This window comes from Rhodopseudomonas palustris, from assembly GCF_003031265.1.
Taxonomy (GTDB): Bacteria; Pseudomonadota; Alphaproteobacteria; order Rhizobiales; family Xanthobacteraceae; genus Rhodopseudomonas; species Rhodopseudomonas palustris_H.
Genome location: NZ_CP019966.1, coordinates 398,405 through 424,007, shown reverse-complemented (window position 1 = coordinate 424,007; position 25,603 = coordinate 398,405). Strand labels below are relative to the sequence as shown.

At 64.9% G+C, this 25,603-nt stretch carries 22 protein-coding genes and 1 tRNA gene; 11 read left to right on the top strand and 12 right to left on the bottom strand.

The genetic code is table 11. The features are described 5' to 3' along the window. Window positions 1-301: 301 nt before the first annotated feature. On the bottom strand, window positions 302-1,297 hold the full coding sequence (locus tag RPPS3_RS02030) for a Ku protein (protein WP_107342613.1): 996 nt from the start codon (window positions 1,295-1,297) through the stop codon (window positions 302-304). A gap of 104 nt (window positions 1,298-1,401) precedes the next feature. Here RPPS3_RS02030 and RPPS3_RS02025 point away from each other — a divergent pair, with 104 nt between their 5' ends. Both RPPS3_RS02025 and radC read left to right on the top strand, forming a co-directional pair. Then, window positions 1,402-1,644: a hypothetical protein gene (locus RPPS3_RS02025; protein ID WP_107342612.1), complete on the top strand. Its 243-nt coding sequence runs from the start codon at window positions 1,402-1,404 to the stop codon at window positions 1,642-1,644. A gap of 104 nt (window positions 1,645-1,748) precedes the next feature. Continuing rightward, the gene (gene radC, locus RPPS3_RS02020; protein ID WP_107346388.1) at window positions 1,749-2,468 is read left to right on the top strand and encodes a RadC family protein; all 720 of its coding nucleotides are present in this window, start codon (window positions 1,749-1,751) and stop codon (window positions 2,466-2,468) included. 236 nt (window positions 2,469-2,704) lie between these two features. Here the strand turns inward: radC and RPPS3_RS02015 are convergent, their stop codons facing one another. The 6 genes from RPPS3_RS02015 to RPPS3_RS01990 form a co-directional block, all read right to left on the bottom strand. Beyond that, the gene (locus tag RPPS3_RS02015; RefSeq protein WP_234820070.1) at window positions 2,705-3,229 is read right to left on the bottom strand and encodes a DUF1566 domain-containing protein; all 525 of its coding nucleotides are present in this window, start codon (window positions 3,227-3,229) and stop codon (window positions 2,705-2,707) included. A 44-nt stretch (window positions 3,230-3,273) separates the two neighbouring features. Then, entirely contained in the window at window positions 3,274-4,074 is an 801-nt protein-coding gene (locus RPPS3_RS02010; protein ID WP_107342610.1) for a crotonase/enoyl-CoA hydratase family protein, read from the bottom strand. 142 nt (window positions 4,075-4,216) lie between these two features. Then, window positions 4,217-5,668, bottom strand: coding sequence for a glycogen synthase GlgA (gene glgA, locus RPPS3_RS02005; protein ID WP_107342609.1), 1,452 nt, complete (start codon window positions 5,666-5,668; stop codon window positions 4,217-4,219). Continuing rightward, a complete protein-coding gene (gene glgC / locus RPPS3_RS02000; RefSeq protein ID WP_107342608.1) occupies window positions 5,665-6,927 on the bottom strand; it encodes a glucose-1-phosphate adenylyltransferase in 1,263 nt (420 codons plus the stop codon). The genes glgA and glgC overlap by 4 nt, the downstream gene beginning before the upstream one ends. Window positions 6,928-7,198: 271 nt before the next feature. Next, window positions 7,199-9,514, bottom strand: coding sequence for an FdhF/YdeP family oxidoreductase (locus RPPS3_RS01995; protein WP_107342607.1), 2,316 nt, complete (start codon window positions 9,512-9,514; stop codon window positions 7,199-7,201). Window positions 9,515-9,619: 105 nt separating this feature from the next. Further along, window positions 9,620-10,558 carry a 1-phosphofructokinase gene (locus RPPS3_RS01990; RefSeq protein ID WP_107342606.1) on the bottom strand — a complete coding sequence of 313 codons (939 nt, stop codon included), beginning with the start codon at window positions 10,556-10,558 and terminating at the stop codon, window positions 9,620-9,622. Window positions 10,559-10,782: 224 nt separating this feature from the next. Here RPPS3_RS01990 and RPPS3_RS01985 point away from each other — a divergent pair, with 224 nt between their 5' ends. Continuing rightward, complete coding sequence (locus RPPS3_RS01985) at window positions 10,783-12,063, top strand: alpha-glucosidase/alpha-galactosidase (protein ID WP_107342605.1); 1,281 nt, start codon at window positions 10,783-10,785, stop codon at window positions 12,061-12,063. 241 nt (window positions 12,064-12,304) lie between these two features. Here RPPS3_RS01985 and RPPS3_RS01980 read toward each other — a convergent pair whose 3' ends face one another. Together RPPS3_RS01980 and RPPS3_RS01975 are read right to left on the bottom strand one after the other, a co-directional pair. Next, on the bottom strand, window positions 12,305-13,129 hold the full coding sequence (locus RPPS3_RS01980; RefSeq protein WP_107342604.1) for a universal stress protein: 825 nt from the start codon (window positions 13,127-13,129) through the stop codon (window positions 12,305-12,307). 162 nt (window positions 13,130-13,291) lie between these two features. Beyond that, window positions 13,292-14,014: a protein-L-isoaspartate(D-aspartate) O-methyltransferase gene (locus RPPS3_RS01975; protein ID WP_107346387.1), complete on the bottom strand. Its 723-nt coding sequence runs from the start codon at window positions 14,012-14,014 to the stop codon at window positions 13,292-13,294. A 232-nt stretch (window positions 14,015-14,246) separates the two neighbouring features. Between RPPS3_RS01975 and RPPS3_RS01970 the strand changes: the two genes are divergently transcribed. From RPPS3_RS01970 to RPPS3_RS01955, 4 genes are all read left to right on the top strand, one after another. Continuing rightward, the gene (locus tag RPPS3_RS01970; protein WP_107342603.1) at window positions 14,247-14,468 is read left to right on the top strand and encodes a ChaB family protein; all 222 of its coding nucleotides are present in this window, start codon (window positions 14,247-14,249) and stop codon (window positions 14,466-14,468) included. Window positions 14,469-14,544: 76 nt separating this feature from the next. Next, a complete protein-coding gene (locus RPPS3_RS01965; RefSeq protein ID WP_107342602.1) occupies window positions 14,545-15,528 on the top strand; it encodes a zinc-dependent alcohol dehydrogenase family protein in 984 nt (327 codons plus the stop codon). Window positions 15,529-15,660: 132 nt separating this feature from the next. Next, on the top strand, window positions 15,661-16,098 hold the full coding sequence (gene trxC / locus RPPS3_RS01960; protein WP_107342601.1) for a thioredoxin TrxC: 438 nt from the start codon (window positions 15,661-15,663) through the stop codon (window positions 16,096-16,098). A 105-nt stretch (window positions 16,099-16,203) separates the two neighbouring features. Further along, complete coding sequence (locus tag RPPS3_RS01955) at window positions 16,204-16,953, top strand: 50S ribosomal protein L11 methyltransferase (RefSeq protein WP_159060636.1); 750 nt, start codon at window positions 16,204-16,206, stop codon at window positions 16,951-16,953. Between the two features lie 3 nt (window positions 16,954-16,956). On the opposite strand, the gene RPPS3_RS01950 is transcribed toward RPPS3_RS01955, so the two are convergent. Continuing rightward, a complete protein-coding gene (locus RPPS3_RS01950; protein ID WP_107342599.1) occupies window positions 16,957-17,451 on the bottom strand; it encodes an Lrp/AsnC family transcriptional regulator in 495 nt (164 codons plus the stop codon). 110 nt (window positions 17,452-17,561) lie between these two features. On the opposite strand from RPPS3_RS01950, the gene megL reads away from it, so the two are divergent. The 3 genes from megL (at window position 17,562) to RPPS3_RS01935 (ending at window position 23,574) form a co-directional block, all read left to right on the top strand. Next, window positions 17,562-18,746 (top strand): methionine gamma-lyase, encoded by a 1,185-nt coding sequence (gene megL, locus RPPS3_RS01945; protein WP_107342598.1) that lies wholly within the window; start codon window positions 17,562-17,564, stop codon window positions 18,744-18,746. A 189-nt stretch (window positions 18,747-18,935) separates the two neighbouring features. After that, entirely contained in the window at window positions 18,936-21,473 is a 2,538-nt protein-coding gene (locus RPPS3_RS01940) for a bifunctional diguanylate cyclase/phosphodiesterase (RefSeq protein ID WP_107342597.1), read from the top strand. Between the two features lie 607 nt (window positions 21,474-22,080). Beyond that, on the top strand, window positions 22,081-23,574 hold the full coding sequence (locus RPPS3_RS01935; RefSeq protein ID WP_234820067.1) for a reverse transcriptase domain-containing protein: 1,494 nt from the start codon (window positions 22,081-22,083) through the stop codon (window positions 23,572-23,574). Between the two features lie 116 nt (window positions 23,575-23,690). Here the strand turns inward: RPPS3_RS01935 and RPPS3_RS01930 are convergent. Together RPPS3_RS01930 and RPPS3_RS01925 are read right to left on the bottom strand one after the other, a co-directional pair. After that, window positions 23,691-23,765, bottom strand: a tRNA-Glu gene (locus tag RPPS3_RS01930). Window positions 23,766-24,045: 280 nt separating this feature from the next. Then, window positions 24,046-24,381, bottom strand: a complete 336-nt coding sequence (locus RPPS3_RS01925) for a hypothetical protein (protein WP_012494099.1) — start codon at window positions 24,379-24,381, stop codon at window positions 24,046-24,048. 72 nt (window positions 24,382-24,453) lie between these two features. Between RPPS3_RS01925 and RPPS3_RS01920 the strand changes: the two genes are divergently transcribed. Next, window positions 24,454-25,428 carry an RluA family pseudouridine synthase gene (locus RPPS3_RS01920; RefSeq protein WP_107346386.1) on the top strand — a complete coding sequence of 325 codons (975 nt, stop codon included), beginning with the start codon at window positions 24,454-24,456 and terminating at the stop codon, window positions 25,426-25,428. The last annotated feature ends 175 nt before the right edge of the window (window positions 25,429-25,603 follow it).

The window sequence follows — 25,603 nt, the reverse complement described above, 5'->3', positions numbered from 1 at the left end:
TAGCGTCGGCAAAAGCTCCCTACGCCGGCCCCCGCTCAAGAGCCAGCTCAGTGCTCGCGTCGTCCTCACCCCGACCCTCTCCCGCAAGCGGGAGAGGGAGCAGGCTGCCTGGGGGGGTTAAGTAATACACTTCGAGCGGACGCAGAGTGGTAGTCCGCTGTCCTTTTCCCAGCCAAGTCCGCTCCACAATCTACGGCTCTCTCGCCAAGCCACAGTCCTGGCCCCACGCACGGCGCGCTCCCTCTCCCGCTTGCGGGAGAGGGGTGGGGTGAGGGGACGCGGGCCTTGAGGTCGTGTTGCACTAACCGGCCTTCCGGGCTTTAGGCCCCGCCGCGCTCCGCGCGGGCTTCTTTGCCTTCGCCGGTTCTTCCTTCGCCTTGCCGGTGCCGCTACCTGCGATCGGCAGCAGCATTTCCTTTTGCCCAGGCGCGGTCTTGCGCTTCTTGGCGCGGGCGGGCTTGGCGAGGGCAGACTTCTCCGCAGGTTCGGATGAGGCTGACTTCTTGGCCGCCGGCGCCGATTTCGCGTCGCCGAGGCTCCTGCGCAGCGCGTCCATCAGGTCGACGACGTTGTCGCCGCGCGGGCGGGCCTGCGGCTTGATCGGCTGCCCGGCCATCTTGCTGTTGATCAGTTCGGTGAGGGCGCTCTCGTAGTGATCTTCGAACAGATCGGGCTGGAAGTGGCCGGACTTCTGCTCGACGATATGTTTGGCGAGGTCGAGCATATCCTTGGTGATCTTCACGTCCTGGATGTCGTCGAAGTAATCGCCGGCCTCGCGCACCTCGTAAGGGTAGCGCAGCAGCATTCCGACCAGGCCCTTGTCGCGCGCTTCCAACGCGATGACGTGCTCGCGATTGGTCAGCACCACGCGCGCCAGCGCCACCTTGTCCATGCTGCGGATGGTTTCGCGGATCACCGCATAGGCGTCGTGACCGACCTTGCCGTCCGGCACCAGGTAATACGGGCGCACCAGATACAGATCGTCGATTTCGGACCGCGGCACGAACTGATCGATTTCGATGGTGCGGGTCGACTCCAGCGCGATGTTGTCGAGCTCATCCTTGGTGACCTCGATGTAGCTGTCGGTATCGACCTTGTAGCCCTTCATGATCTCGTCGGACGGCACCTCGTCGCCGGTCTCGGCATCGACCTTCAGGTATTTGATCCGATGCCCTGTGGCGCGGTTGATCTGGTTGAAGCTGATTTTTTCGGAATCCGATGTGGCCGGGTAGAGCGCTACCGGGCAGGTCACCAGAGACAACCTGAGAAAGCCCTTCCAATTGGCGCGGGGGGCCATGACGCATACTCCACTGCTACTCGAACCGGACTCAAAGCCGGAAGGACTCGGATTCGTTCCCGCGACCGACTATCTTGCTGTCGAGGAGCAGCGGAGCCGCCGCCATGATCGATCGTCCCCGGGATTTGCCGCGCGATCTTGCGACGCGGATGGCGCGGCGCAGCAAGCCGGCCGACGGCTTTCTGCGCGAGACCTTCGTGCTGCCCCGCCCGGCCGCCCGCGCCAAGGCGAAGGCGTTTCTCGAGGCGTGGCCGAAGGCCGCCTATATGAGCAGCGTCGAGAGCTGGCGGGAATTGCCGGACGACACCATCGAATTCACCATGCGCCGGCTGCCCAGCGCCGACTAGCGCCAGGAACTCTGTTCAGCGCCGAGAACCAGAGCCGAATTCGGGTTGCAAAAGCCGCGCGGCACGGCATGGTTGTCCGGAACCAGACCTGCGCGGCCGTGGACATGCCGACAGACAACGCCGAGCGATTGCATTTAGCCGGATTTGCCGAAGCGCCGCATTATCATGGCCATCGGGAGCGGCTGCGTGAACGGTTTCGCGACGCCGGCGCCGACGCGCTGTCCGACTACGAGCTGCTCGAGCTGGTGCTGTTCCGGGCGCTGCCGCGCCGCGACGTCAAACCAATCGCGAAAGAGCTGATCGCCCGGTTTGGTTCGTTCGCCGAGGCGGTGCATGCGCCGGCCGAACGGCTGCGCGAAGTCAGCGGGGTCGGCGACGCCGCCATCATCGAGATCGGACTGATCGCGGCTGCGGCGGCGCGGGTGACCAAGGGGCAGGTGAAGCAGCGCACCGTGCTGTCGTCATGGTCGGCGGTGATCGACTATTGCCGCACCACCATGGCGTTCGCCGACAAGGAGCAGTTCCGAATCCTGTTTCTCGACAAACGCAACCAGCTGATCGCCGACGAACTGCAACAGGTCGGCACCGTCGACCACACGCCGGTGTACCCGCGCGAGATCGTCAAACGCGGCCTCGAACTGTCGGCCACCGCGGTGATCATGGTGCACAATCACCCGTCGGGCGATCCGACGCCGTCACAGGCTGATATCCAGATGACCAAGTCGATCATGACGATCGCCGAGCCGCTCGGCATCGCGGTGCACGACCACATCATCGTCGGCAAGAACGGTCACGCCAGCCTCAAGGGGCTGAGGCTGATTTGAGACCGCTGGCGGGGCTTAGAGCGCTTCATCAATTGATTGAAGTGGATTTGGCCTTTGCCAAGCGTCCGAAGTCCTCATCCTGAGGAGCCCGGCAAGCCGGGCGTCTCGAAGGATGAGGAGCCACATCGCCTGCGGCGCATGGTTCGAGACGGCGCCTCGCGCCTCCTCACCATGAGGCTCTACAAGCTGCGACCGCTAGGAAGTTCGGTCCTGATTCTGTCAAAAGCAGAGATGCTCTAGTCCGCCTTCGGCTTGGTGTCGGGACCGGCCGAGCGCACCAGCCGCACGGCGAGGCGGATGCCCCGGCTGTTGCTGTCCGGATGGCCGTCGACGAAGTCGAAATTCCAGTACAGATCGAGCATGCCGTACGGCGTGACGGTCCAGTATTTGGCGAGGCCCTCCTCGGTCGGCACGATGTCGGGAAACACCGTGGTATCGACCACCGGGCTGCCGCAATCGCTATCGACGAGACTCTCGAGCTCCGCGCCCGACGGCACGCGCCAGCCGTCGCCAGCACGGCCCGCCGCCGCGATCGCCTGATCGAGGCCGAGATAGCTGACCGCTCCTTTGCAGCCGGCGTTGCCGCTCCAACTGTTGCCCACCGAGCAGCGCTGCCAGATCAGCCCGGTGCGCTGGTCGATCGCCTCTGCGGCCGCCAGACGAAAACGCGTCTGATGGCCGCTGCGGTCGCGGTCGTAGCAATCGGCGCGGACGGAGGAGGCGGCGAACGACAGCGCAGCGCAGATCAACGCGGCCGCCACACCGCGATGTGATCTACCAGCCCCAGCCTGCTCGCCGCGCCTGATCATAGAGCCGGCTTGCCGAACGCTCCGTGGCGCCCTTCGCCCTGCGCAAACCGCGTTGCGCCGGACAGGGTTTCGCCGGATTGGATCACTTTCAGCCCGCCGCGCATCTCGTTCATGATCGCGTCTTCTTCCGGCAGATCCCACTGCTGCAGAGCCGACAGCCGGTCGGCGCGCAGGCAGGTCTGCGGGAATTGTGCGATCTGTTTGGCGAGTTCGATCGCGCGCGCCAGCGCCTCGCCGCGCGGCACCAGGCGGTTGGCGAGCCCGATGCGGTGCGCTTCGTCGGCCGCCACCGGACGGCCGGTGAGAATCAGATCCATCGCCTGGGAGTGACCGATCAGCCGCGGCAGCCGGATGGTGCCGAGGTCGATCAGCGGCACGCCGAAGCGGCGGCAGTACACCCCGAAGGTCGCGTCTTCGGCGACCACGCGCATATCGGCCCACAACGCCAGCTCGAGGCCACCGGCGACCGCAAAGCCTTCGACCGCGGCGATCACCGACTTGGACAGCCGCAGCCGGCTCGGGCCCATCGGCGCCAGCGTGTTATGGCCGGCGATCTCGCGCTTCTTTTCGGCATCGCCCGCCGCCACCGCTTTCAGATCGGCCCCGGCGCAGAACGTGCCGCCCGCACCGGTGAACACCGCCACCGACGCGGTCTCGTCGGCATCGAACGCCAGGAAGGCGTCGTACAGCTTCTTGGCGGTGGCGCCGTCGACGGCGTTGCGGCGTTCGGGGCGGTTGATCGTGACGATGGTCACCGGACCATCGCGTTCGATCCGGACGGTGTCCTGGCTGGGCATGGGTTTCTCCCTTTTGGTCGCCTTGCGTCCCTTGGCGGGATCGTCATCACAGCATCGCTGTCACGAGCCGTGACGGCGATCAAGACCATCGGCGACAAGGCCGGGATTCGGGCTCAATCGTTGAAGCGCGCCGACGGCCGGCTCAGCGCTCGGCCACCAGGTCGCGATACAGCTTCGCGTAGTGCTGCGCCGGGTTCTTCCACGACACGTCGGTGGTCATGCCGTTGATCTGCAGATTGCGCCAGGCAACGACGTCGGCGAACAGCGCGCGGGTTTTGCCGAACGCCTTGATCAGCGCATCGGTCGTCACCGGCGCGAACTGGACGCCGGTCGCAACCCCGGTGGCGGTCGCCATCTCGTTGGCGTCGACCACCGTATCGGCCAGACCGCCGACCCGCGCCACCACCGGCACCGCGCCATAACGCAAGGCGCAGAGCTGCGTCAGGCCGCAGGGTTCGAACCGCGACGGCACCAGCAGCGCGTCGGCGCCGGCCTGGATCTGATGCGCCAGCGCTTCGTCGTAGCCGATCACCGCGCCGACCTGGCCGGGATATTTGCGCGCCGCGGCCGCGTAGGCCTGTTCGAGTTCGGCATCGCCGGAGCCGAGCAGGGCGAGCTGCGCGCCGCCCGCGATCAGTTGCGGCAGGGCTTCGAGCAACAGGTCGAGCCCCTTCTGCCACGACAGCCGGCTGATCACGCCGTACAGCAGCGCGCCCGGCTCGGGCTTGAGGCCGAACCGTGCCTGCAGCACCTTCTTGTTACGGGTGCGGGCCGCAATGCTTTCGACGTCGTAGGTGGCCGAGATCAACGCGTCGTTGGCCGGATTCCAGACGTCGGTGTCGATGCCGTTGAGGATGCCGGACAGCCGGTCGGCGCGCAGCCGCAGCAGGCCGTCGAGGCCCATGCCGGCTTCCGAACCCTGGATCTCGGCTGCATAAGTCGGCGACACGGTGGTGATGCGGTCGGCAAGCTGCAGGCCAGCCTTGAGATAGCCGATGCCGCCATAATACTCGATGCCGTCGAGCCCGAAGGCGCGCTCCGGCAGGCCCAGCCTGGCGAGCAGCTCGTAGGGAAACCTCCCCTGGAACGCCAGATTGTGGATGGTGAAGACGGTCTTCGGTCCCGGCCGTCCGCTGTATTTCAGATAGGCCGGCAACAGTCCGGTCTGCCAATCGTGGGCGTGCAGCACGTCCGGCTTGTAGTGCGGCAACAGACCCTGGCCGATCGCGGCGCCGACCTGCGCCAGCGCCGCAAAGCGCAGGCCGTTGTCGGGCCAATCCTTGCCGTCCGCGCCGACATAGGGATTGCCCGGCCGGACATAGAGATGCGGCGCGTCGAGCACGAACAGATCGAGATCGCCGCAGCGCGCAGCCAGCAGCCGCCCGGTGCCGCCGAACAATTCGTTGAAGCTATGGACCTGCTGCGGATCCTCGATACCGCCGAGCACCGCCGGATAGCCCGGCAGAAGCGAGGTGACGGCGATGTCGTTGGCCCGCAGGGCGGCCGGCAACGCGCCCGCCACATCGGCGAGCCCGCCGGTCTTGATCAGCGGAAACAGTTCCGACGCAACAGAGAGAACCGCCAGTGTGGTCATGCGTCGAGCTTCTCGATCATCGCGCGGGTAATCAGACAAATGCCGTTTTCGGTGCGCCTGAACCGCTTGGCATCAAGCTCCGGATCTTCACCGACCACCAGACCGGCCGGCAGCTTGACCTCGGCATCGATCACCACATTCTTCAGCCGGCACGAGCGGCCGATGTCGGCGTAAGGCAGCACCACGGTGTTCTCGACATGCGAGAACGAGTGCACCCGGACGCCGGTGAACAGCAGCGAATGCCGCAGCGATGCACCCGAGATGATGCAGCCGCCGGACACCAGCGACGACACCGCTTCGCCGCGGCGGCCTTCCTTGTCATGGACGAATTTCGCCGGCGGCGTGATCTCGCCATAGGTCCAGATCGGCCATTCGCGGTCGTAGAGGTCGAGCTCCGGCACGATGTCGGTGAGATCGATATTGGCGGCCCAATAAGCGTCGACCGTGCCGACGTCACGCCAATAGCTGATCGCTTCGGAGCTCGACCGGCGGCACGACTTGTCGAAGTGATGCGCCACCGCTTTGCCGTGCTTGACGATGTAGGGGATGATGTCCTTGCCGAAATCGTGCGTCGAATTCGGATCGGCGGCGTCGCGGCGCAGCTCGTCGAGCAGAAATTTGGTCTCGAAGACGTAGATGCCCATGCTGACCAGCGACTTGTCGGCCTTGCCCGGCATCGCCGGCGGATCGGCCGGCTTTTCCAGGAACGACATGATGCGATCGCTCTCGTCGATGTGCATCACGCCGAACGCGGTGGCTTCAGCCCGCGGCACTTCGAGGCAGCCGACCGTGACGTCGGCACCCTGCTCGACGTGCTGCTGCAGCATCTTCTCGTAGTCCATCTTGTAGACGTGGTCGCCCGCGAGCAGGACGATGAACTTCGGATCGTAGCTCTCGATGATGTCGATGTTCTGATAGACCGCGTCCGCCGTGCCCCGGTACCACATCTCTTCAGAGACGCGCTGGCTCGCGGGCAGAATGTCGAAGCTCTCGTTGCGCTCCGGCCGGAAGAAGTTCCAGCCGCGCTGCAGATGCCGAATCAGGCTGTGGGCCTTGTACTGCGTCGCCACCGCGATGCGGCGGATGCCGGAGTTGAGCGCATTCGACAGCGCGAAATCGATGATGCGGGATTTGCCGCCGAAATACACCGCAGGTTTGGCGCGCCAGTCGGTCAGCTCCATCAGGCGGCTGCCGCGTCCTCCCGCCAGCACGTAAGCCATCGCATGACGGGCGAACGGAGCGGTGACACCTTGACTCATGCGGCCTCTCATTCCAGCGGCCGGAAGCCGGCCATTCCCACTGTGCGCGACGGTGTCTTGCGCATGACGACGGCGATGTCGCAGCGCCACATAGTGGCCGACGCGTGCATGGCTTGCAATGCCACCCCGCCGTGCGCAGACGCAACCCGATCATTCGATGGCAGCAATCCGCAAGCCGGCAGGATGACGCGCGTGCGACACGACGCATCCTGCCGCGGCTTAATCGACCGGCGTGAACAGGCGATGACGTGGATCAAGCAGACATGCCGCCTCAGGTCCGGATCCGCACCGGCACCGATTTGGCTGCCGGCGTCTTCGATGGCCCGTCATGGTGCCACACCGGCATCAGCGAATTCATCTCCGGGTAATAGGCCCCCAAGCAGCCGTCGGGCAGCTTGAACGGCGTGACAACAAGCGGCCCGGCCTCGCGATGCACGCCATCGCCGGCGTCGCCTTCGAGCCACACTTGCTGGCCTTCGGTGAGGCCCGCCTTGGCCATCTCGTCCGGATTGATCAGCAGCACGTCGCGGCGGCCCTCGATGCCGCGCAGCCGGTCGCTCATGCCATAGACCGTGGTGTTGAACTGGTCGTTGGAGCGCATCGTGATCAGCCGGTAGCGGCCGGGCGCTTCATCGAAGCCGATCGAATTCAACCGGTCCGGCGTCGTGAACTCCGCCTTGCCGCTCTCGGTCTTCCAGATCCGCTCGCGCGCCGCGTTGCCCTTGTAGAAACCACCGTGCGTGAACATCCGCGCGTTGAAGTCGCCGAACATCTCCGGGTAGCTCTGCTCGATCAGGTCGCGGACCAGCCCATAGTCGCCAACCCAGTCGTCCCATCTCAGCTTCGGGTTGCCGCCCGGCAGTGTCGCCTTGGCGATGCCGGCGACGATCGCAAGCTCCGACTTCAGATGCTCGCTCGCCGGCTTGCGCAGCCCGATCGAGCCCTGGATGCAGCTGAAAGTGTCTTCCATCGTCACCGCCTGCGGGCCGCCGGCCTGGATGTCCTGTTCGGTGCGGCCGAGGCAGGGCAGCAGGTAGGCGGACTTGCCGTTGATGAGATGGCTGCGGTTCAGCTTGGTGGCGATCTGCACGGTGAGCTGCATCCGCGTCCAGGCAGCTTCCATCGCGTCGCGCTCCGGGATGGCGCGAACGAAATTGCCGCCAAGGCCGATGAAGGCACCGACCTTGCCCGCCAGAATGCCGTGGCAGGCTTCGACCGTATTCATGCCCTTGTCGCGCGGCGGAGAGAAACCGAACTGCTCGGCCATCTTGTCCAGCGGCACCAGCTCGGGCTTTTCGGAAATGCCGACGGTGCGCTGGCCCTGCACGTTGGAATGGCCGCGCACCGGCGAGATGCCGGTGCCGTCGCGGCCGATATTGCCCTTCAGCAACAGCAGATTGACGAACATCGCGACATTCAAGAAGCCGTGGGCGTGCTGGGTCAGCCCCATGCCGTAGATGCCGATCACCCGATCGGCCTTCACATAGACGTCGCCCGCCGCCTCGATGGCCACGCGGCTGAGACTGGACTCGCGCTCGATCTCGTCCCACGAGGTGGCGCGCACCTTGGCCTCGAACTCGTCGAGCCCATGGGTGTGCGCTTCGATGAAATCGACGTCGAGCACGCGGCGGCCCTCGCGCTTGGCTTCATCGTCGCGCGCGAACACGTGCTTGCACAGGCCGATCAGCACCGCGACATCGCCGCCGGCTTTGACCTGGTGATATTGGCTGCTGATCTTGGTCTCGCGGCCGGTCAGCATCTCGGCCGGGTTCTGCGGATTGACGAAGCTTTCGAGACCCTTCTCGCGCACCGGATTGAAGGTGATGATCTCGACGCCGCGCTTGGCCGCCTCCTGCAGCGGATGCAGAAAACGCGGGCTGTTCGAGCCGGTGTTCTGGCCGAAGAAGAACATCGCGTCGCAGTTCGACAGATCGTCGAACACCACCGTGCCCACGCCGACGCCGAGTAGCTTCTTCAGCGCCACCGAGGTGGTCTCGTGGCACATGTTGGAGCTGTCGGGGAGGTTGTTGGTGCCGTACAGCCGCGCGAACAGCGCGTAGAGATACGACGTCTCCAGGCTGGCGCGGCCGGACGCATAGAACACCACCGACTTCGGATCGAGCGCGCGCAAATGCTCGCCGATCGCCTGAAACGCCTCGTCCCACGAACACGGCACGTAGTGATCGGTCGCGGCGTCGTAGCGCATCGGGTGGGTGAGCCGGCCCTGCATTTCGAGGTCGTAGTCGGACCAGCCGCGCAGCTCGGTGACGCTGTGCTCGGCGAAGAATTCCGGCGTGCAGCGCGCGCTGGTCAGCTCCCACAGCGTCGCCTTGGCGCCGTTCTCGCAGAATTCGAAGGTGTGATAGTCGGCGGGCTTGGCCCAGGAGCACGACACGCACATGAAGCCTTTCGGCTTGTTCTGGCGCATCAGCGTTTCGATCGCGGCGGGCGAACTCCACTCCTTGCCGAAGATCCGGCTGATCCCCTGCAGCGAGCCCCAGCCGCCGGCCGGGCCGTCATACGCCACCGTGCCGTCGGCGGGATCGGGGATGTCGGTGTCGTGAAGTCGGGACTCGTCTTGGGACATGCGAACTCCTGGCAACGCGCCGCCAGCCTTTGCGCACGTCAACCAAGGGTTCCGCGAACAGTTCCTGGGCCGCGCGGCAAAACCCGCGCGGGGCCTCGTATGTCGTCAGATCGGCTCGATGATCACCTGGGCGTAAAGCCGCTCGACCTCGTCCGGGCCGCACAATTGCGTGCCGTGCACCGTCAGGGTCGCCGAGCCCGCCGCGAGGCCGAGCCGGAAGGCGTCTGCGATCGACCCGCCTTGCGCCAGCCGATGCGCGATGGCCCCGAGGAAGCTGTCGCCGGCCCCGACCGTCGACACCGGGGTCACCGGCAGTGCCGGCGAGCGCAGCGCCTGGTCCTTGGTGACCAGCAGCGCGCCGAGATGGCCGAGCGACAGCGCCACGATCTCGACCTGGCCGGCCGCGATATGCGCGCGCGCGGCGTCGACCCATTCCTTCTCGCAGCCGAGCGGACGGCCGGCGAGCTCCTGCATCTCGCGCAGGTTCGGCTTGATCAGGGTGACGCCCTGCGCCAGCGCCGCGGTCAGCGGCTTGCCGGAGGTATCGAGGAAGAACTTGGCGCCGAGCTGCTTGGCCACCGCAGCAGCCTGCGCGTAGAAATCGACCGGCACGCCGGGCGGCAGGCTGCCGCTGCCGATCACGATCTTGGGCGCCGGCGAGGTCGCCGCCAAGGCATCGAGCATGCCGCGCCATTCGTGCTCGGCGAGCGGCAGCCCGGGCAGCACGAAGCGGTATTGTTCGCCGGTGGCGTTCTCGCTGACCGAGAAGTCCTCGCGCGTCTCGGCAACCGCTTCGACGATCCGGCTCGGCACGTTCTCTTCGTCGAGCAGCAGCTTGAGCAGCTTGCCGGTGAAGCCGCCGGCCGGAAAGATCGCCTCGACGTCACCGCCGAACCGCTTCACCACCCGCGCCACGTTGATACCACCACCGCCGGGATCGCGCTTCTGCGCCGCGCAGCGCAGCTTGCGGCTCGGCACCAAACGCTCGACCGACGTCGACAGGTCGATCGCAGGATTGGGCGTAAGGGTGACGATGTCGACCATCGCGGGGCGCACTCCGGTTTGATGCTTTTGAGGAAATTTCGACAGGCGGGCGGGCAGTCAGTGTGGCGTGGCGATGTGCCGGTGCCGTTGATCGGCGTCAAGACCGTGCCCGAACCGCTGCGGTTCACTTCAGATCCGTTCGCAGCGGAGTAGCAGGCGAAAGCCCGTGCGCGGATCTGCCCGCTCCACGCGGCTAACCGGCCTGCCGGCGGAGGCGACTTGAGATGACCAACACCACCAAGATCGTGTTCCTCGGCGCCTCCAGTGCGTCGTTCGGTCTCAGCATGTTTCGTGACCTGTTTGCGTCGCCGGTGCTGGCCGGTTCGACGCTGACGCTGGTCGGACGCAATCCGGCAACGCTCGGTCGAATGACCGAGCTGGCGAAGCTGATGAACGCAAGGTCCGGTGCCGGACTGATCATCGAGCAGACCACCGACCGCCGCCCCGCGCTGGATGGCGCCGGGTTCGTCATCAACGCCACCGCGATCGATCGCAACCGGCTCTGGAAGCAGGACTTCGAGGTGCCGAAGAAGCACGGCATCCGTCACACTCTCGGCGAGAACGGCGGCCCCGGCGGATTGTTCTTCACGCTGCGCACACTGCCGCTGGTGTTCGACTTCATCCGCGACATCGAGGAGCTGTGCCCGAACGCGCTGTTCCTCAACTACTCCAATCCGGAAAGCCGGATCATTCTGGCGCTCGGCCGCTACACCAAGGTGCGCCACATCGGGCTGTGTCACGGCATCTTCATGGGCCGCGACGCGGTCGCCTACATCATGCAGATGCCGCGCGACGAGATCGAAGTCTGGGGCGCCGGGCTCAATCACTTCCAGTGTCTGACAGAAATCCGCCACCGCGACACCGGCGAGGATCTGTATCCGCGGTTTCGCGCCGCCGAGCAGAGCTTCGATCCGGATGCCTGGCGGTTCACGCGGCGGCTGTATCGCGCGTTCGGCTACTGGCTGACCTGCAGCGACGATCATCTCGGCGAGTATCTGCCGTATGGCTGGGAAGCCGGCGAGAAGGGCTACGATTTCGACCAGGACGAACGCTGGCGCGGCGAATTCCTCACCCAGATGAACGGCGTGCTCGGCGGCACGATGCCGATTCCGCAGTGGTGGACCGAGCCCTCGGGCGAGCGCGGCGCCGCGGTGATCGCCGCGATGCTGCACAACCAGAAGCGCTTCATCGAGTCCGGCATCGTGCTCAATCGCGGCGTGATCCCCAACCTGCCGGCGGAGCTCGCCGTCGAAGTCCCGGTGACGGTGGACGCGGCCGGCGTGCATCCGGTGTCGCTCGGCCCGCTGCCCGACCCGATCGCCAAGCTGATGCTGATGCAGGCCAGCGTGCAGCAGCTCGCCGTCGAAGCCGCCGTCCACGCCTCGAAAGAACTGGCCCTGCAGGCGCTGCTGATCGACCCGGTGGTCAACTCGGCGGTCGCGGCCGAGAAGATCCTCGACGAGCTATGGGAGATCAACCGGCCGTATATTCGGCCATGCGTGTAGGATTACTTCGCTACGCACTTCCGTCATTGCGAGCGAAGCGAAGCAATCCAGCGGTCATTCCGGGGCGCTTGCGTAGCAAGCGAACCCGGAATCCCGACGTGGTGGAAACGTCCTGGTGCGCAACAATCTCGTCATTCCGGGTTCGCGCTGCGCGCGCCCCGGAATGACGGTGACTTGAATGGCTTCGTTGCCTTGCTCGCAATGACGATCGAGAGTTCGGCCAGGATGCCGAACGACCGCGTCAATGCGACATCAGCACCGGCACGGTCATCGACGCCAGCATCTCGCGGGTAACGCCGCCGAGCACGAATTCGCGCAGGCGGGAGTGGCCGTAGCCGCCCATCACCAACAGGTCGGCCGAGGTGTCGGCGACGTGCGACAGAATAGTGCCGGAGACGCCGATATCGGGCGCCGTGATGGTCTTGATGTCGACCTTGACGTCGTAGCGCGCCAAGTGATTGGCCATCTCGATGCCGCGCAGTTCGTTGGGATCGCGGACCTTGTGGTCGCGCACGATCACCAGTTCGACCTGGCCGGCGCGGCGCAGGAACGGCTTGGCGTCGTTGATGGCGCGGGTCGCGGCGCGGCTGCCGTCCCAGCAGCAGATCACGCGATCGAGCTTGACCGGGGTCTTCTGGATGTAAGGCACGATCAGCAGCGGCCGGCCGGAGTCGAACAGCACCTGCTCGATCAGAATGTCGTTGTCGCCGTTCTCGGCGTCGGACTGCATGATCACCGACAGATCGAACCGGCGCGCCAGCTTGGGGAAACGTCCCGAAGTGCCATAGGCGGTCTCGAGCAGATGATGCTCGGCCGAGACGCCCTCGCGTTTGCAGGCGGCTTCGAACTGGGCGACCGCAGCGCGCGCCGCTTCTTCGCTCGCCGCCAGCATCTTGCTCAGCACGTCGGACGGAAAGTCCGGCATCGTGAAGCTCGGCAGCGAATCATAGGCGAAGCAGCAGCCGGCCACATGAGCGCCGAACAGCTCGGCGACGCCGAGCGCGATGTCGGTGATCTGCTGGCGATCCGTGCTACGTTCGAGATTGACGATGAGATCCTTGATCATGTCGCGCTCCCCGGCTGCGTCTTGTTGGATTTGATTCGAAGTGGTCATGAGGGGAGGCCGTGACGAGCGCCGACGGCCAATCCTCGAACTTTAGCACCGCCTTTGTTCCAGACCGATGAAGATCGGGCAATGCTGATCTTCCGCAAGGTTGATCATCCCTGATCATCCCTTGTCCCGTGCCGTCCTGCCGGCCGGCTCCGGCTGCTGCCAGCCTTCGGCGCCGAGCAGCGGCACGAAACGCACGTCGCCGAGATGCTCGCGCTTGAAATCGGCCTCGCCGAGCCGCGTCAGCCGCACCAGCTGCTGGGCGTGCTGATCGGCCCCGACCGGCATCACCAGCCGCCCGCCGATCTTGAGCTGGGCCTTCAGCGACTCCGGCACCTGCGGCCCCCCGGCGGCAACCACGATCGCGTCGTAAGGTGCGGCCGCAGGCCAACCGCGGGTGCCATCGCCGCGATGCACGTCGACATCGCCGTAGCCGAGCGCGGCGAGCCTTGCCGCCGCAGCGTCCGCGAGCCCCGCGATCCGCTCGACCGTGGTGACGTGACCGGCGATCTCACCGAGCACCGCGGCGGCGTAGCCGGAGCCGGCACCGATTTCGAGCACGTTGTCGTCGCCCTGCAGCAACAGCGCCTCGACCATCAGCGCCACGATGTAGGGCTGCGACATCGTCTGCTCGGCGGCGATCGGCACCGGCGCGTCTTCGTACGCCAGATCACGCATCGGTTCGGGCAGGAAGGCTTCGCGCGGCACCTTGCGCATCGCGGCAAGCACGCGCGGATCATGCACGCCGCGCGCTGCAATCTGGCGCTCGACCATCAACTCGCGCAGCACCGCGAACGACCGCCCGCTGAGCGGCGGCAAGTCCGAAGCCGGAGACGTCATCGCCATCTCCCCCGTGCTTGTTATTTTGTTGGCCGGGGCCCGATCGGCCGGGCTGGCGTCAGTCTAGGAGCCTGGGCCAGCCGGCCGATTGACCGGCGTCAACACCCCCACCGCGACGCGAGCTTGCCGCAATCGGGTGCGAGCGTCGCAACAGGTAGCGCCGCACGACCCAGGAACGGGCGATCACCGTCGCCAGTTCCTCGGCGGAGCGGCGCGATAAGGGAGGGCCTGCGTGCCTTATGCTTCTACCGACGATCTACCGCCGGGGCTGCAAGTCCGGCTGCCGCTGCACGCGCAGGAGATCTACATCGCGGCCTTCAACAACGCCTTCGCCGAGTACCAGGATCGCGGCGCGGAGGAGCAGGAAGCGACCGCGCATCGCGTCGCCTGGGCGGCGGTGAAGAAACAGTACCGCAAGCTGGGCGAAAACTGGGTGGCGCGCGAGCGGAGCTGATCGGCTCGGCTTTGATCGATAAGGCCGCGCGCGTTATATCCATACTATCTGATCTTTCCGACCCTGGAGCCCCGCGATGGATGCGATGGTGCTGACGGCGCCGGGCACGCCGCTGCAATGGCAATCGCGCGACACGCCACAGCCGGGCGACGGCGAGGTGCTGGTCACGGTGAGTGCCTGCGGCGTCTGCCGCACCGACCTCCATGTCGTCGACGGCGAATTGCCGAACATCCGTTATCCGATCATTCCCGGCCATGAGATCGTCGGCCGCGTCGCGGCGATCGGCGCCGGTGTCACCACCCACCAGATCGGCGACCGGGTCGGGATTCCCTGGCTCGGCCACACCTGCGGGGTGTGTCGCTACTGTCGAAGCGGCATGGAGAATCTGTGCGACGCGCCGCTGTTCACCGGCTACACCCGCGACGGCGGCTTTGCGTCTCACGCCATCGCCGACGCGCGCTACGCGTTTCCGCTCGGCGAGGCCGGCGATGACGTTGCGATTGCGCCGCTGCTGTGCGCCGGACTGATCGGCTGGCGTTCCCTGGTGATCGCCGGAGACGCCGAGCGGCTCGGCATCTACGGCTTCGGCGCCGCCGGGCACATCGTGGCGCAGGTCGCGCGCTGGCAGGGGCGGCAGGTATATGCCTTCACCCGCGGCGGCGATGGCGCCGCTCAGGACTTCGCCCGCAGCCTCGGCGCCGTATGGGCCGGCGCCTCGGAGGAGCTGCCGCCGCAGCCGCTCGATGCCGCGATCATCTATGCGCCGGTCGGCAGCCTGGTGCCGGCGGCGCTGAAGGCAGTGCGCAAAGGCGGCCGCGTGGTGTGCGCCGGCATCCACATGAGCGACATCCCGAGCTTTCCGTATGACCTGCTGTGGGAAGAACGCCAGCTGGTGTCGGTCGCCAACCTCACCCGGCAGGACGGTGTCGATTTTCTGAAGGTGGCGCAGCAGGCCGGCATCCGGACCGAGACCCACGCCTTCCCGCTGCGCGAGGCCGGCGCCGTGCTCGGCAAGCTCCGCGCCGGCGAACTGCTCGGCGCCGCCGTGCTGGTGCCGTAGCTCTTACCGTCATTGCGAGCGCAGCGAAGCAATCCACGGGCCTCGTGCACGGAGCCGCTGGATTGCGTCGTCGGCTTCGCCTCCTCGCAATGACGAAGGGAACACCTAGATAATCGGCGAGGAGATCCGACCATGTCCGACCATCTCGTGGTGTGCACGCATTGCGGCGGGGTCAATCGGTTGCCGGAGCAGCGGCCGGCGCTGGATGGCAAATGCGGCAAGTGCGGTCATAAGCTATTCGAGGGCCATCCGGCCGACGTCAGCGGTGAGCTGTTCGACAAGCAGGTGTCGCGTAGCAGCGTGCCGGTGCTGGTTGATGTCTGGGCGCCGTGGTGTGGGCCGTGCCGGGCGATGGCGCCGGCTTATGAGCAGGCGGCGCATGAGCTGGAGCCGAACGTCCGCCTGATCAAGCTGAACTCCGACAACGAGCAGCAGATCGCCAGCCGGCTCGGCATTCAGGGTATCCCGACCATGATCCTGTTCGAGAACGGCCGCGAGCGCGCCCGAACCTCGGGCGCGATGCCGGCGGGAGAGATCGTCCGCTGGGTGAGGCAGCAGCTCGCGCACTAAGCGCCCGCAGCATCCCATCGCTTCGTCATCGTCTCCGGCGCACATAGGAACGGTAGCGCCGGACCGTCGTTGTCGCCCCACCAGGCTCGAAGCTGGGGGGAAACATTGACGGATTCAGCGCTGCGTGGCCCAGCCACGGCCGACCGCTACTCGCTGCCTCGCACCCTGTTCCGCAAATTCGTCCACTGGGCGTCTCACACCTTCATTCTTTCCAGCAAGCGCACCCGGCGCACCCGCGTCGGCGACGTCGTGCTCGAGGTGCCGCCGTCGGTGTTTCATCCCGGCGTGTTCGTCACCAGCGGCATGTTCGCGGCGCATCTGCGGCGGCTCGACCTGCGGGGTAAGCGCGCCGTCGAAATCGGCACCGGGTCCGGCATTCTGGCGCTGTCGGCCGCGCTGGCCGGCGCCGACAAGGTGGTGGCGCTCGACATCAATCCCAACGCGGTGCACGCCGCCCGGATCAACGCCGCGACGAACGGCGTGGCCGATCGCGTCGAGGCGCGGCTGTCGAACCTGTTCTCGGCCGTCACTCCGGATGAGAGATTCGACCTGATTATTTCGAGCCCGCCGTCGTTCGCAGGAGAGCCGGTCGATATCGCCGACCACGCCTGGGTCGCCGGCCCGGGTTACTGCCATCTCCGCGACCTGTTCGGCTCGGCGCGGCGGCATCTCGCAACAGGCGGCGAGATGTTGTTGCTGCTGTCCTCCGACACCAACATTCCGCTGCTGAGAGCCTGGGCGCAGGAAGCAGGGTTCTCGTGGCAGCAGATCGAACAGAAATCGATCCTGATCGAGAAATTCGTGATCTTCCGCTTGCACGCCGGCGAAGCCGCCGCGGTCACCGCGCTACGCTGAGCCTCAACCGGTCGGCGCTGCCCGCAGCGGCAGCGGGCCGTCGACCTTGTAGCTGCGCATCGCGAACGAGGTGCGGATATCGCGCACCGTCGGCAACGCCAGCAGGCCGCGCAGCACGGTGGCCTCGTAGCTGGCGATATCGGGCACCACCACTTCGAGCAGGAAGTCGCTGTCGCCCGACACCAGATGGCAGGCGATCACCTCCGGCATGGTCTGCACTGCCGCGATGAAGCTGTCGGCATTGTCGCGGGAATGCCGCTCGACCCGGATGAACGCAAACGCCGTGACCGCCAGCCCGACCGCGGCGCGGTCGACCAACGCCCGGTAGCTCGCCAGGACCCCAGCCTGCTCCAGCAGCTTGACCCGCCGCGAGCACGGCGACGGCGACAGCCCGACCTTCTCGGCCAGCACGATGTTGGGAATCCGGGCGTCGGCCTGCAGCTCGGCGAGGATTTTCAGATCAATCGCATCCAGAGCGAATTTGGCAGGATTGCTCATATGCTGCGCAGCGAAGTGACGAAGATTGCTAATTCGAAGGCTCGACATAGCATGATTAGCAAGTTCGGCGGCGGAAATCGAGCCATACTGGCCACGAAGGAGCCCCCGCCATGACCGAATCCGCTCGCTCGCCCGGCTTTGCCACCACCGCCATCCACCACGGCTACGATCCGCTGGCGCATCACGGCGCGCTCAACCCGCCGCTGTTTTTAACCTCGACTTACGCCTTCGCCAGCGCCGCCGAGGGCGCGGCACGGTTCGCCGGCGAGGCCGAGGGCTTCGTCTATTCGCGGGTCGGCAATCCGACCGTGGCGGTGCTGGAAAGCCGGCTCGCCGCGCTGGAGGGCGGAGAGGCCGCGCTCGCCACGGCCTCGGGCGTTGGCGCCCTGACGGCGCTGATCTGGACACTGCTGAAAGCGGGCGACGGCATCGTCGCCGATCAGATGCTGTACGGCTGCACGTTCGGGCTGTTCGAGCATCACCTGCCGCGGTTCGGCATCGAGGTGGTGTTCGCCGATCTCACCGATCCTGCCAATCTGCAGGCCGCGCTGCGCCCGAATACCAGGCTGGTGTTCACCGAGACCCCGACCAATCCGAACATGCGGCTGGTCGACATCGCCGCCTGCGCCGATATCTGCCGGCGCGCCGACGTTCGCCTGGTCGTCGACAACACCTACTGCACGCCGTATCTGCAGCGCCCGCTCGATCTCGGCGCCGATCTCATCACTCACTCGGCTACCAAATATCTCGGCGGCCATGGCGATCTGCTCGCCGGCGCGGTGGTGGGGCCGAAAGAGATCATCGATCAGCTCCGCTTCGTCGGCATCAAAGAACTGAACGGCGCCTGTATCTCGGCGTTCGACGCCTTCCTGATCCTGCGCGGCCTGAAGACGCTGAACCTGCGGATGGACCGCCACAGCGCCACCGCTTTGAGGCTCGCGCACGACCTCGAAGCGCATCCGGCCGTCGCCGCCGTCTACTACCCCGGCCTCGACAGTCATCCGCAGCGCAAGCTCGCGCAGCAGCAGATGCGCCAGCCCGGCGGCATGATCGCGCTGGAACTCAAAGGTGGATTAGTAGCCGGCCGCAGCTTCATGGACAAGGTGAAGCTCGCGACCCGCGCGGTGAGTCTCGGCGACGCCGAGACGCTGATCCAACATCCCGCCAGCATGACTCATGCGACCTACGATCCGGCCGAACGCGCGCGGCATGGCTTCACGGACGGACTGATCAGGATCTCGGTGGGATTGGAGGATTATGAGGATCTGAAGCTGGATTTGTTAGGAGCGTTGTGAACGACGCGCTCCTCGATAAGCGGGAACAGACAGTACCAGCTTCGGACCGACCGGCCGGTTCCCAGTCCGGTTCACGCAAATTACACCACGATGACGAACGCTCTGATCTCGTTGGAACTTTCGCTCTGACGCCGACCGGCACCATGTTACGACTGTACCCTGGTGAGGGTTCGTCTTGGGTGGTGAGAGATGACCGTTCGTGGAGTGTCATTGCGGCAGCCATACCCACGAGAACCGCGGGGGTGGCATCAGGAATGGTCGCTGCGTCGCGCGATGCGGATGGCACGCGCCGCGTATTGGGAGTCGCATAGCGGCGCCGCCACCGACTTCTGGATGTCGGCCGAATTCGCTTCCCTCTACGACGCCGAAACGCCCGACGATTGCGCCGCGATCACCCCGGCTCACGATCATGACCTCACCGACAGCCACGCGATCCTGCAAGCTCACTACGCCGCGTGCTGGACGGAGGGCCGGCCGTTTGCGGTGGAAACCAAACTCATCAAGCCCGATGGTCGCCTGCTCGATTGCGTCGTGCACGGCGAACCGGAGTTCGATGCGAACGGTCAGGTACAGCGGGTGTTCGGCATCGTCCGGGATGCAACTCCCGAGACGTCTGCTCTCCGGCAATTAGCCGAGAGCGAACAGCGTCTGGCAGATTTCGTCAGCACCGCGTCGGACTGGTGTTGGGAGTCCGGCCCCGACCATCGGCTGCTGCCCTATCCGAAATCACTCGACGGCAATGTGGCGCTGCGAACCGTCGCCTCCGGCGGTCGGGCGCGATGGGAGCTTGCTTACGCACCCGAAGAAGAAGCCGCCATGGCTCTGCACCGGGAAGACATGGAAGCCCATCGGCCGTTCCGCGACTTCGTCTACACCTCGATGGGCAATGACGGCTCGCGGATCATCATCTCCACCAGCGGCAAGCCGATCTTTGCCGATGACGGGACATTCCTCGGCTATCGCGGCACCGCGAGTGATATCACCCAGCTCGCCGCCGCCAGAACCTTGCTCGACCAGCGCACCGGAGCCTTGGAAGAGGCGCATCGGCTCGGCCGGATCGGGACCTGGACTCATCGGCTCGACACCGGCCGAACGGTGTGGTCGCCCGAACTCTACCAGCTGCTCGGCCTGGAGCCTGATGCGTTCGAACCGACCTATGAAGGCACGGAGCCTTACTTTCTGGGCGATGACGCCGCCCGCCTGCTGAAGATCCAGAAGCGCGTCCTTCGCACCAGCACGACGGAAGCCACCGACATCCGGATTCTGCACACCGATGGCGCGCCGCGCGATCTGGCCATCATCTGCAAGGCGGAGATTTCGAACGGGACGGTCATCGGCCTGATTGGCACCGCGCAAGACGTCACCGATCGCAAGGAAGCGGAGCGCCGGCTCGAGCAGCTTGCCTATACGGACCCGCTGACCGGCCTGGCTAATCGCGCGCTGTACAAACGCAGACTCGCCGACCTGTTCGAGAACCCGATCCCGGACCACGGACAGCACGCGCTGTACCTGATCGACCTCGACCGTTTCAAGGAGGTCAACGATTCGCTCGGCCATTCCACCGGCGACAGTCTGCTGATTCACGTCGCCAGAGTGTTGCGGCAGGAGCTGGGTCCGCAGGCCTTTATTGCCCGGATCGGCGGCGACGAATTTGCGGTGCTGATCAGCACTGCAGCCACCTCTGGCGAAGCACCGCCCGCGCTCGCGAACCGTTTGATCGCCAACCTATCGGTCCCGGTCGAGCTCGCCGAAGGCGAAGCCTGCATCGGCGCCACCATCGGCATCGCGCTGTTACCAGAGCATGGCGCCACGGCCGAGAAGGCCTCGCGCAATGCCGACCTGGCGCTCTACATGGCGAAGGAGGCCGGGCGCGGCCGGGCGCAGCTGTTCGAACCGATGTATGCCGAGGCGGTCGACCAGAAGCTCGACCTCGGCCGGCGCCTGCGCCACGCCGTCGACAGCGGCGGGCTCAATACGCACTACCAGCCACAGATCGATCTCAAGACCGGGCGCGTGATCGGTTTCGAGGCGCTGCTGCGGTGGAGCCATCCCGAGCGCGGACCGATTTCACCGGCGGAGTTCATTCCGATCGCGGAAACCACCGGCCTGATCGTCGACCTCGGCCATTGGGTGCTGCGCGACGCCTGCAAGCAGATGCGCGGCTGGCTCGACGCCGGACTGCCGGCCAGGACCATTTCGGTGAACGTGTCTCCGGCGCAGATCTGGAACGGCGATTTCGAAAAGGTGGTGGCCACGGTGCTGGCCGAGACCGGCCTGCCGCCCGAGCTGCTGTGCCTGGAGCTGACCGAAAATCTGTTCGTCGATCACACCAAGCAGAAAGTCAGCACGACGCTCGCGGCGCTGTCGAAGCTCGGCATCCAGCTCGCGCTCGATGATTTCGGCTCCGGCTATTCGTCGCTCGGCTATCTGACGCGGCTGCCGTTCAATCGGCTGAAGATCGACCGCACCTTCGTCGACGGCATCGCCACCGTGCCGGAGAAATGCAAGCTGCTCGGCGGCATCATCGCGCTGGCGCACGGCCTCGGCATGAGCGTCGTCGCCGAAGGCGCCGAACTACACGCCGAGGTCGACCTGCTCACCGCCTTCGACTGCGATTTCGTACAAGGCTACGTGTTTTCGCGGCCGGTGGCGGCGGATGAGGCACCGGGGGTGGCGGGGGAGATTGAGCGGGAGGCGGGGGTGAAGGGGTCGAAGAGCCCGCGCTGAATTCACGGCTTGTGCATCGGATGTGGGGCATGACCCGAGGATCGCTTCGCTAAGATGCTTGGCGAGGCCGAGACATTAATTAACGCCCGCCAGCATGCCACCGGTTACATACAACTCCCCTCCCCGAACTCGAGCAACATGATTCTACGGTCGGATAAAACGCACGTCGGTAGAGCTGGGAGACTAGGGATGACCTTGGGGCACTGCGAGGAATCATTTCTGGCAACGTCGGCCGCGAGGACTCTGTCCGCTACCCGACGAAGGCCCCTACGGTACGACAGAAGTCTGATTTCATCTGCGGGCAAGTCAATCAACCCTCGTATAGCTTTCACGCAGCAAGACCGCGATGAAGTCTGGATCTCAAGCCGCACTCTTGATAGACTTTATGTACGAGGTCTCCCATCGCATACGCGCTGTAGTAACTGCGGCGTAAGAGCTAAAGTCTGTGCAAATCGTGCGCGCCACATGCGCAATGCGAGCATGGCGTGATTGGAAGGGAGACCTCGTAACTTTGCCCCTCTTCAACTCAAGTATACGCACGTCAATACCGGCCGAGCTTGCTGACGAAACGGCCTTTTTTTTGTATCTACAGATGTCTCCTCGCGAGATGATCAAAATCTGGTGGTTTCGTCGACGAATGTACCACCAATTCGAGATCGCGAAGGGGAAGGGGAAAACTAGGATAATAGAAGCGCCGGATGATCGTCTAAAGCACCTTCAGAGGAAGCTCCTTCCGCTGCTCGACCAACTCTATTGCGTACGGCATCCAGTACACGGCTTCGTTGCTGGAAAGTCGGTAAAAACAAACGCTCAAGCTCACCTTCGCAAACGTTTTGTACTCAATATCGACCTGAAAGACTTTTTTCCTTCCATAACCGAGAACAGAGTTGCGGGCGTTCTAGAAGCACTCAATATCGATGGCCGCGTATCAAGGCTTATCGCGAGGCTTTGTTGCCACAATGGCCATTTGCCGCAGGGGGCACCGACCAGCCCTATCCTCTCGAACATGATCTGTTTTCGCCTGGATAAGGAGCTACTGGTTTTCGCTAAGAGCATGCGCTGCATCTACACGCGCTATGCGGACGATATAACGTTTTCGAGCCATCAACCTATGGCCGCGATGTTTGAGGGAGCCGCTGCCCCATTGGGACGTTTCAACTCCGACCTTCTTATCCAGCCCTTTCGCAACATCATCGCAAGCAATGGTTTCTCGTTAAACGCGGATAAAGCACATTACGCGGATCGAAACTCCCGCCGAATGGTAACAGGGATCAAGGTCAACGAGCTGCTTAATGTTGATCGGCGTTACGTACGAAATATCCGAGCCGCGCTCTATTCTGTTGAGAAACTCGGAAAAAAAGGAGCGCAGGACAAATTCGAGAGCGAGCACGGCGGCACTTCCAAGTTAGCCGCCCATCTCGCAGGAAAGATTGCCTGGCTAGCCCACATTCGAGGACAGTCTGACCCGGTATTTCGGGCAATTGCGGTTCGATTCAACAAGAACTTTCCAGAGGCAAGGATCGCGGTAACGCCGACAAGTGAAGAGATTCGCGACCGAGCGGTTTGGGTAGTTGAACATGAGGAGGCGCAGGGGACCGCCTTCTTCCTCAAGGGCGTGGGCTTGATTACGGCAGCCCACTGCGTCGAAGGTGTGAAAGAAGCTCAGCTCTATCACCCGAGCAAACGAGCCAATGAGTTCACGGTTAGAGTGGTCAATCGAGACAAAGATCGAGATCTAGCTCTTTTGGAGCACACAATTCCGAGTACTGAGTATTTCGAACTAGATAGATCTAATCAACCTGTCGCAGTCGGACAGGAGTTAACAGCAGTCGGTTATCCGAGCTTCGGCCCAGGTGATAGGCTTAATGTCCGAGATGGAAAGGTGAGCTCACTTACGGTCCAACATGGCGTCAGACTCATTGAAGTGACTCAAAAGCTTCCCCAAGGGATGTCTGGCGGCCCTCTACTTAGCAGCCAGTGTGCGGTTGTGGGGATCATTCACAAAGGCGGACCTGACGAGGGGCGAGACTTCGCAATTCACATGGATGTTCTTGCAGCTTGGCTTGCTGAAAAGCCGCCTGGTGACGGCTGCACTAGTTGACCCAGTTGAAGAGATCTTGGGGACGTTCATTGGGAACGCCAGTCTCTTACGCTGCTGAACAGTTCGTCTTCTAAGGCCATGACGGCGACGGCGAGAACACTCTCAGCAATGCAGAATGGCGCTCCCTAGGGGAATCGAACCCCTGTTTCAGCCTTGAGAGGGCCGCGTCCTAACCGCTAGACGAAGGGAGCGTGAGGGCCGAACCAATAGCCGCGAAACCGAGCCACCGCAAGATCGGGGGCGGCCTTTTCCGAAATCCGTCATGCCCGGGCTCGACCCGGGCATCCATCGACACGAGATGTCCGTGCCTGTGGCGTGGATGGCCGGGCCTTCTCCGCGCCGAAGGGGCTACGGCCCCGCAGGCGGGTCAAGCCCGGCCATGACGACGTTGGTGGGGCAGGGCATCGATCTAAAGGCAAGGCGTTCGTTCTTAAGACGGCCTGCGGGACCGAACGAACGACGCCCTGCCGCCTACGGCTCGGTGGCGAAGGTCAGGCGGCCGGTGGGCTTGAGGGTTTTGGCCTCGAAGGTGCGCAGTTCGGTGGCGCCGCCGATGTCGAGGGTGACGACCACATAGTCGCCGGCGGAGGCGGTGGAGACCACGCGGGCGCCCTTCGGCAGGCGCAGGGTGTGCTCGGTGGCGGCCGGCGCGCTTCCCTCGGCGCGGAAAAGCTTATAGCCGATGGCGATCAACACCGCGGCCACCGCCAGCGTCGTGGTCAGGCCCGCGATCAGCATCATCCGCCGCACCCGCGCAAACAGCGCGGCCTGCTCGGGGGTGGGGTCGGGCGTGGCGGTGTCGGTCATGCGAATCTCTGTTTGAAGGCGGCTGTTTTGGAAGGTGCGGTTGTGGGCGAAACGCCGGAAAATCCCGTGAATGTGGTGGTGGCCGGCGACGAGGGCTCGCCGCGGCTCGACCGCGTGCTGGCGGCGCGCTGCCCCGAGCTGTCGCGGTCGCGGCTGAAAGCGCTGATCCTCGACGGCCGGGTGGCGATCGCCGGCACCCCCGTCCGCGACCCCGCTTATCACGCCTCCCCGGGCGAGACGATCACAATCGACGTGCCGCCGCCGGTCCCGGCCGAGCCGGCCGGCGAGGCGATCGCGCTCGACATCGTCTATGAGGACGCCGACATCATCGTGCTGAACAAGCCGCGCGGGCTGGTGGTCCACCCGGCGGCCGGGCACGAGACCGGGACCCTGGTCAACGCCCTGATCGCGCATTGCGGCGCGTCGCTGTCCGGGATCGGCGGGGTGAGGCGGCCGGGGATCGTGCACCGCCTGGATAAGGATACCACCGGCCTGATGGTGGCGGCCAAGAACGACAAGGCGCACCAGTCGCTGAGCGCGCAATTCGCCGACCACGGCCGCACCGGGGAACTGCGCCGCGGCTACCTCGCCTTCGTCTGGGGGGTGCCGGGCCGCAAATACGGCACCATCGACGCGCCGATCGACCGCCACCCGCACGCGCGGGAGAAAATGGCGGTGCGCCAGGGCGGCCGCGAGGCGATCACCCATTGGGAGGTATTGGAGAACTTCGCCGGGAAGGACGGCAAGCCGGTCGCGGCGCTGATCGCCTGCCAGCTCGAGACCGGGCGGACCCACCAGATCCGCGTCCACCTCGCCCATCTCGGCCATCCCCTGCTGGGCGACGACGTCTATGGGCCGCACTTCAAGACCAAGGCCAACCAGCTCGCCCCGGCGGCGCGGAGCGCGCTCGCGGAGCTCGGACGGCAGGCGCTGCACGCGTATTTGCTGACGCTGGAGCACCCGTCGAGCGGCGAGGTACTGACCTGGGAATCGCCCCTGCCGGCCGATTTGGCTCATCTTCAGGCCGCGCTGATCGCGACGGAATGACGCGGCGCAGTCAGAAAACGTAAATCATTTCACCGCGTTGTTGCGGCGTAACAACGACGTGACAAGACCGTAACTAAACTTGCGCGACTAACGTATTGTATATTGCAGGTGCGTTGGGATGGCCCAACGCGGAACATCGCAGGCCGGTCGGCTTTGACACAGCGATCTGTCTGCC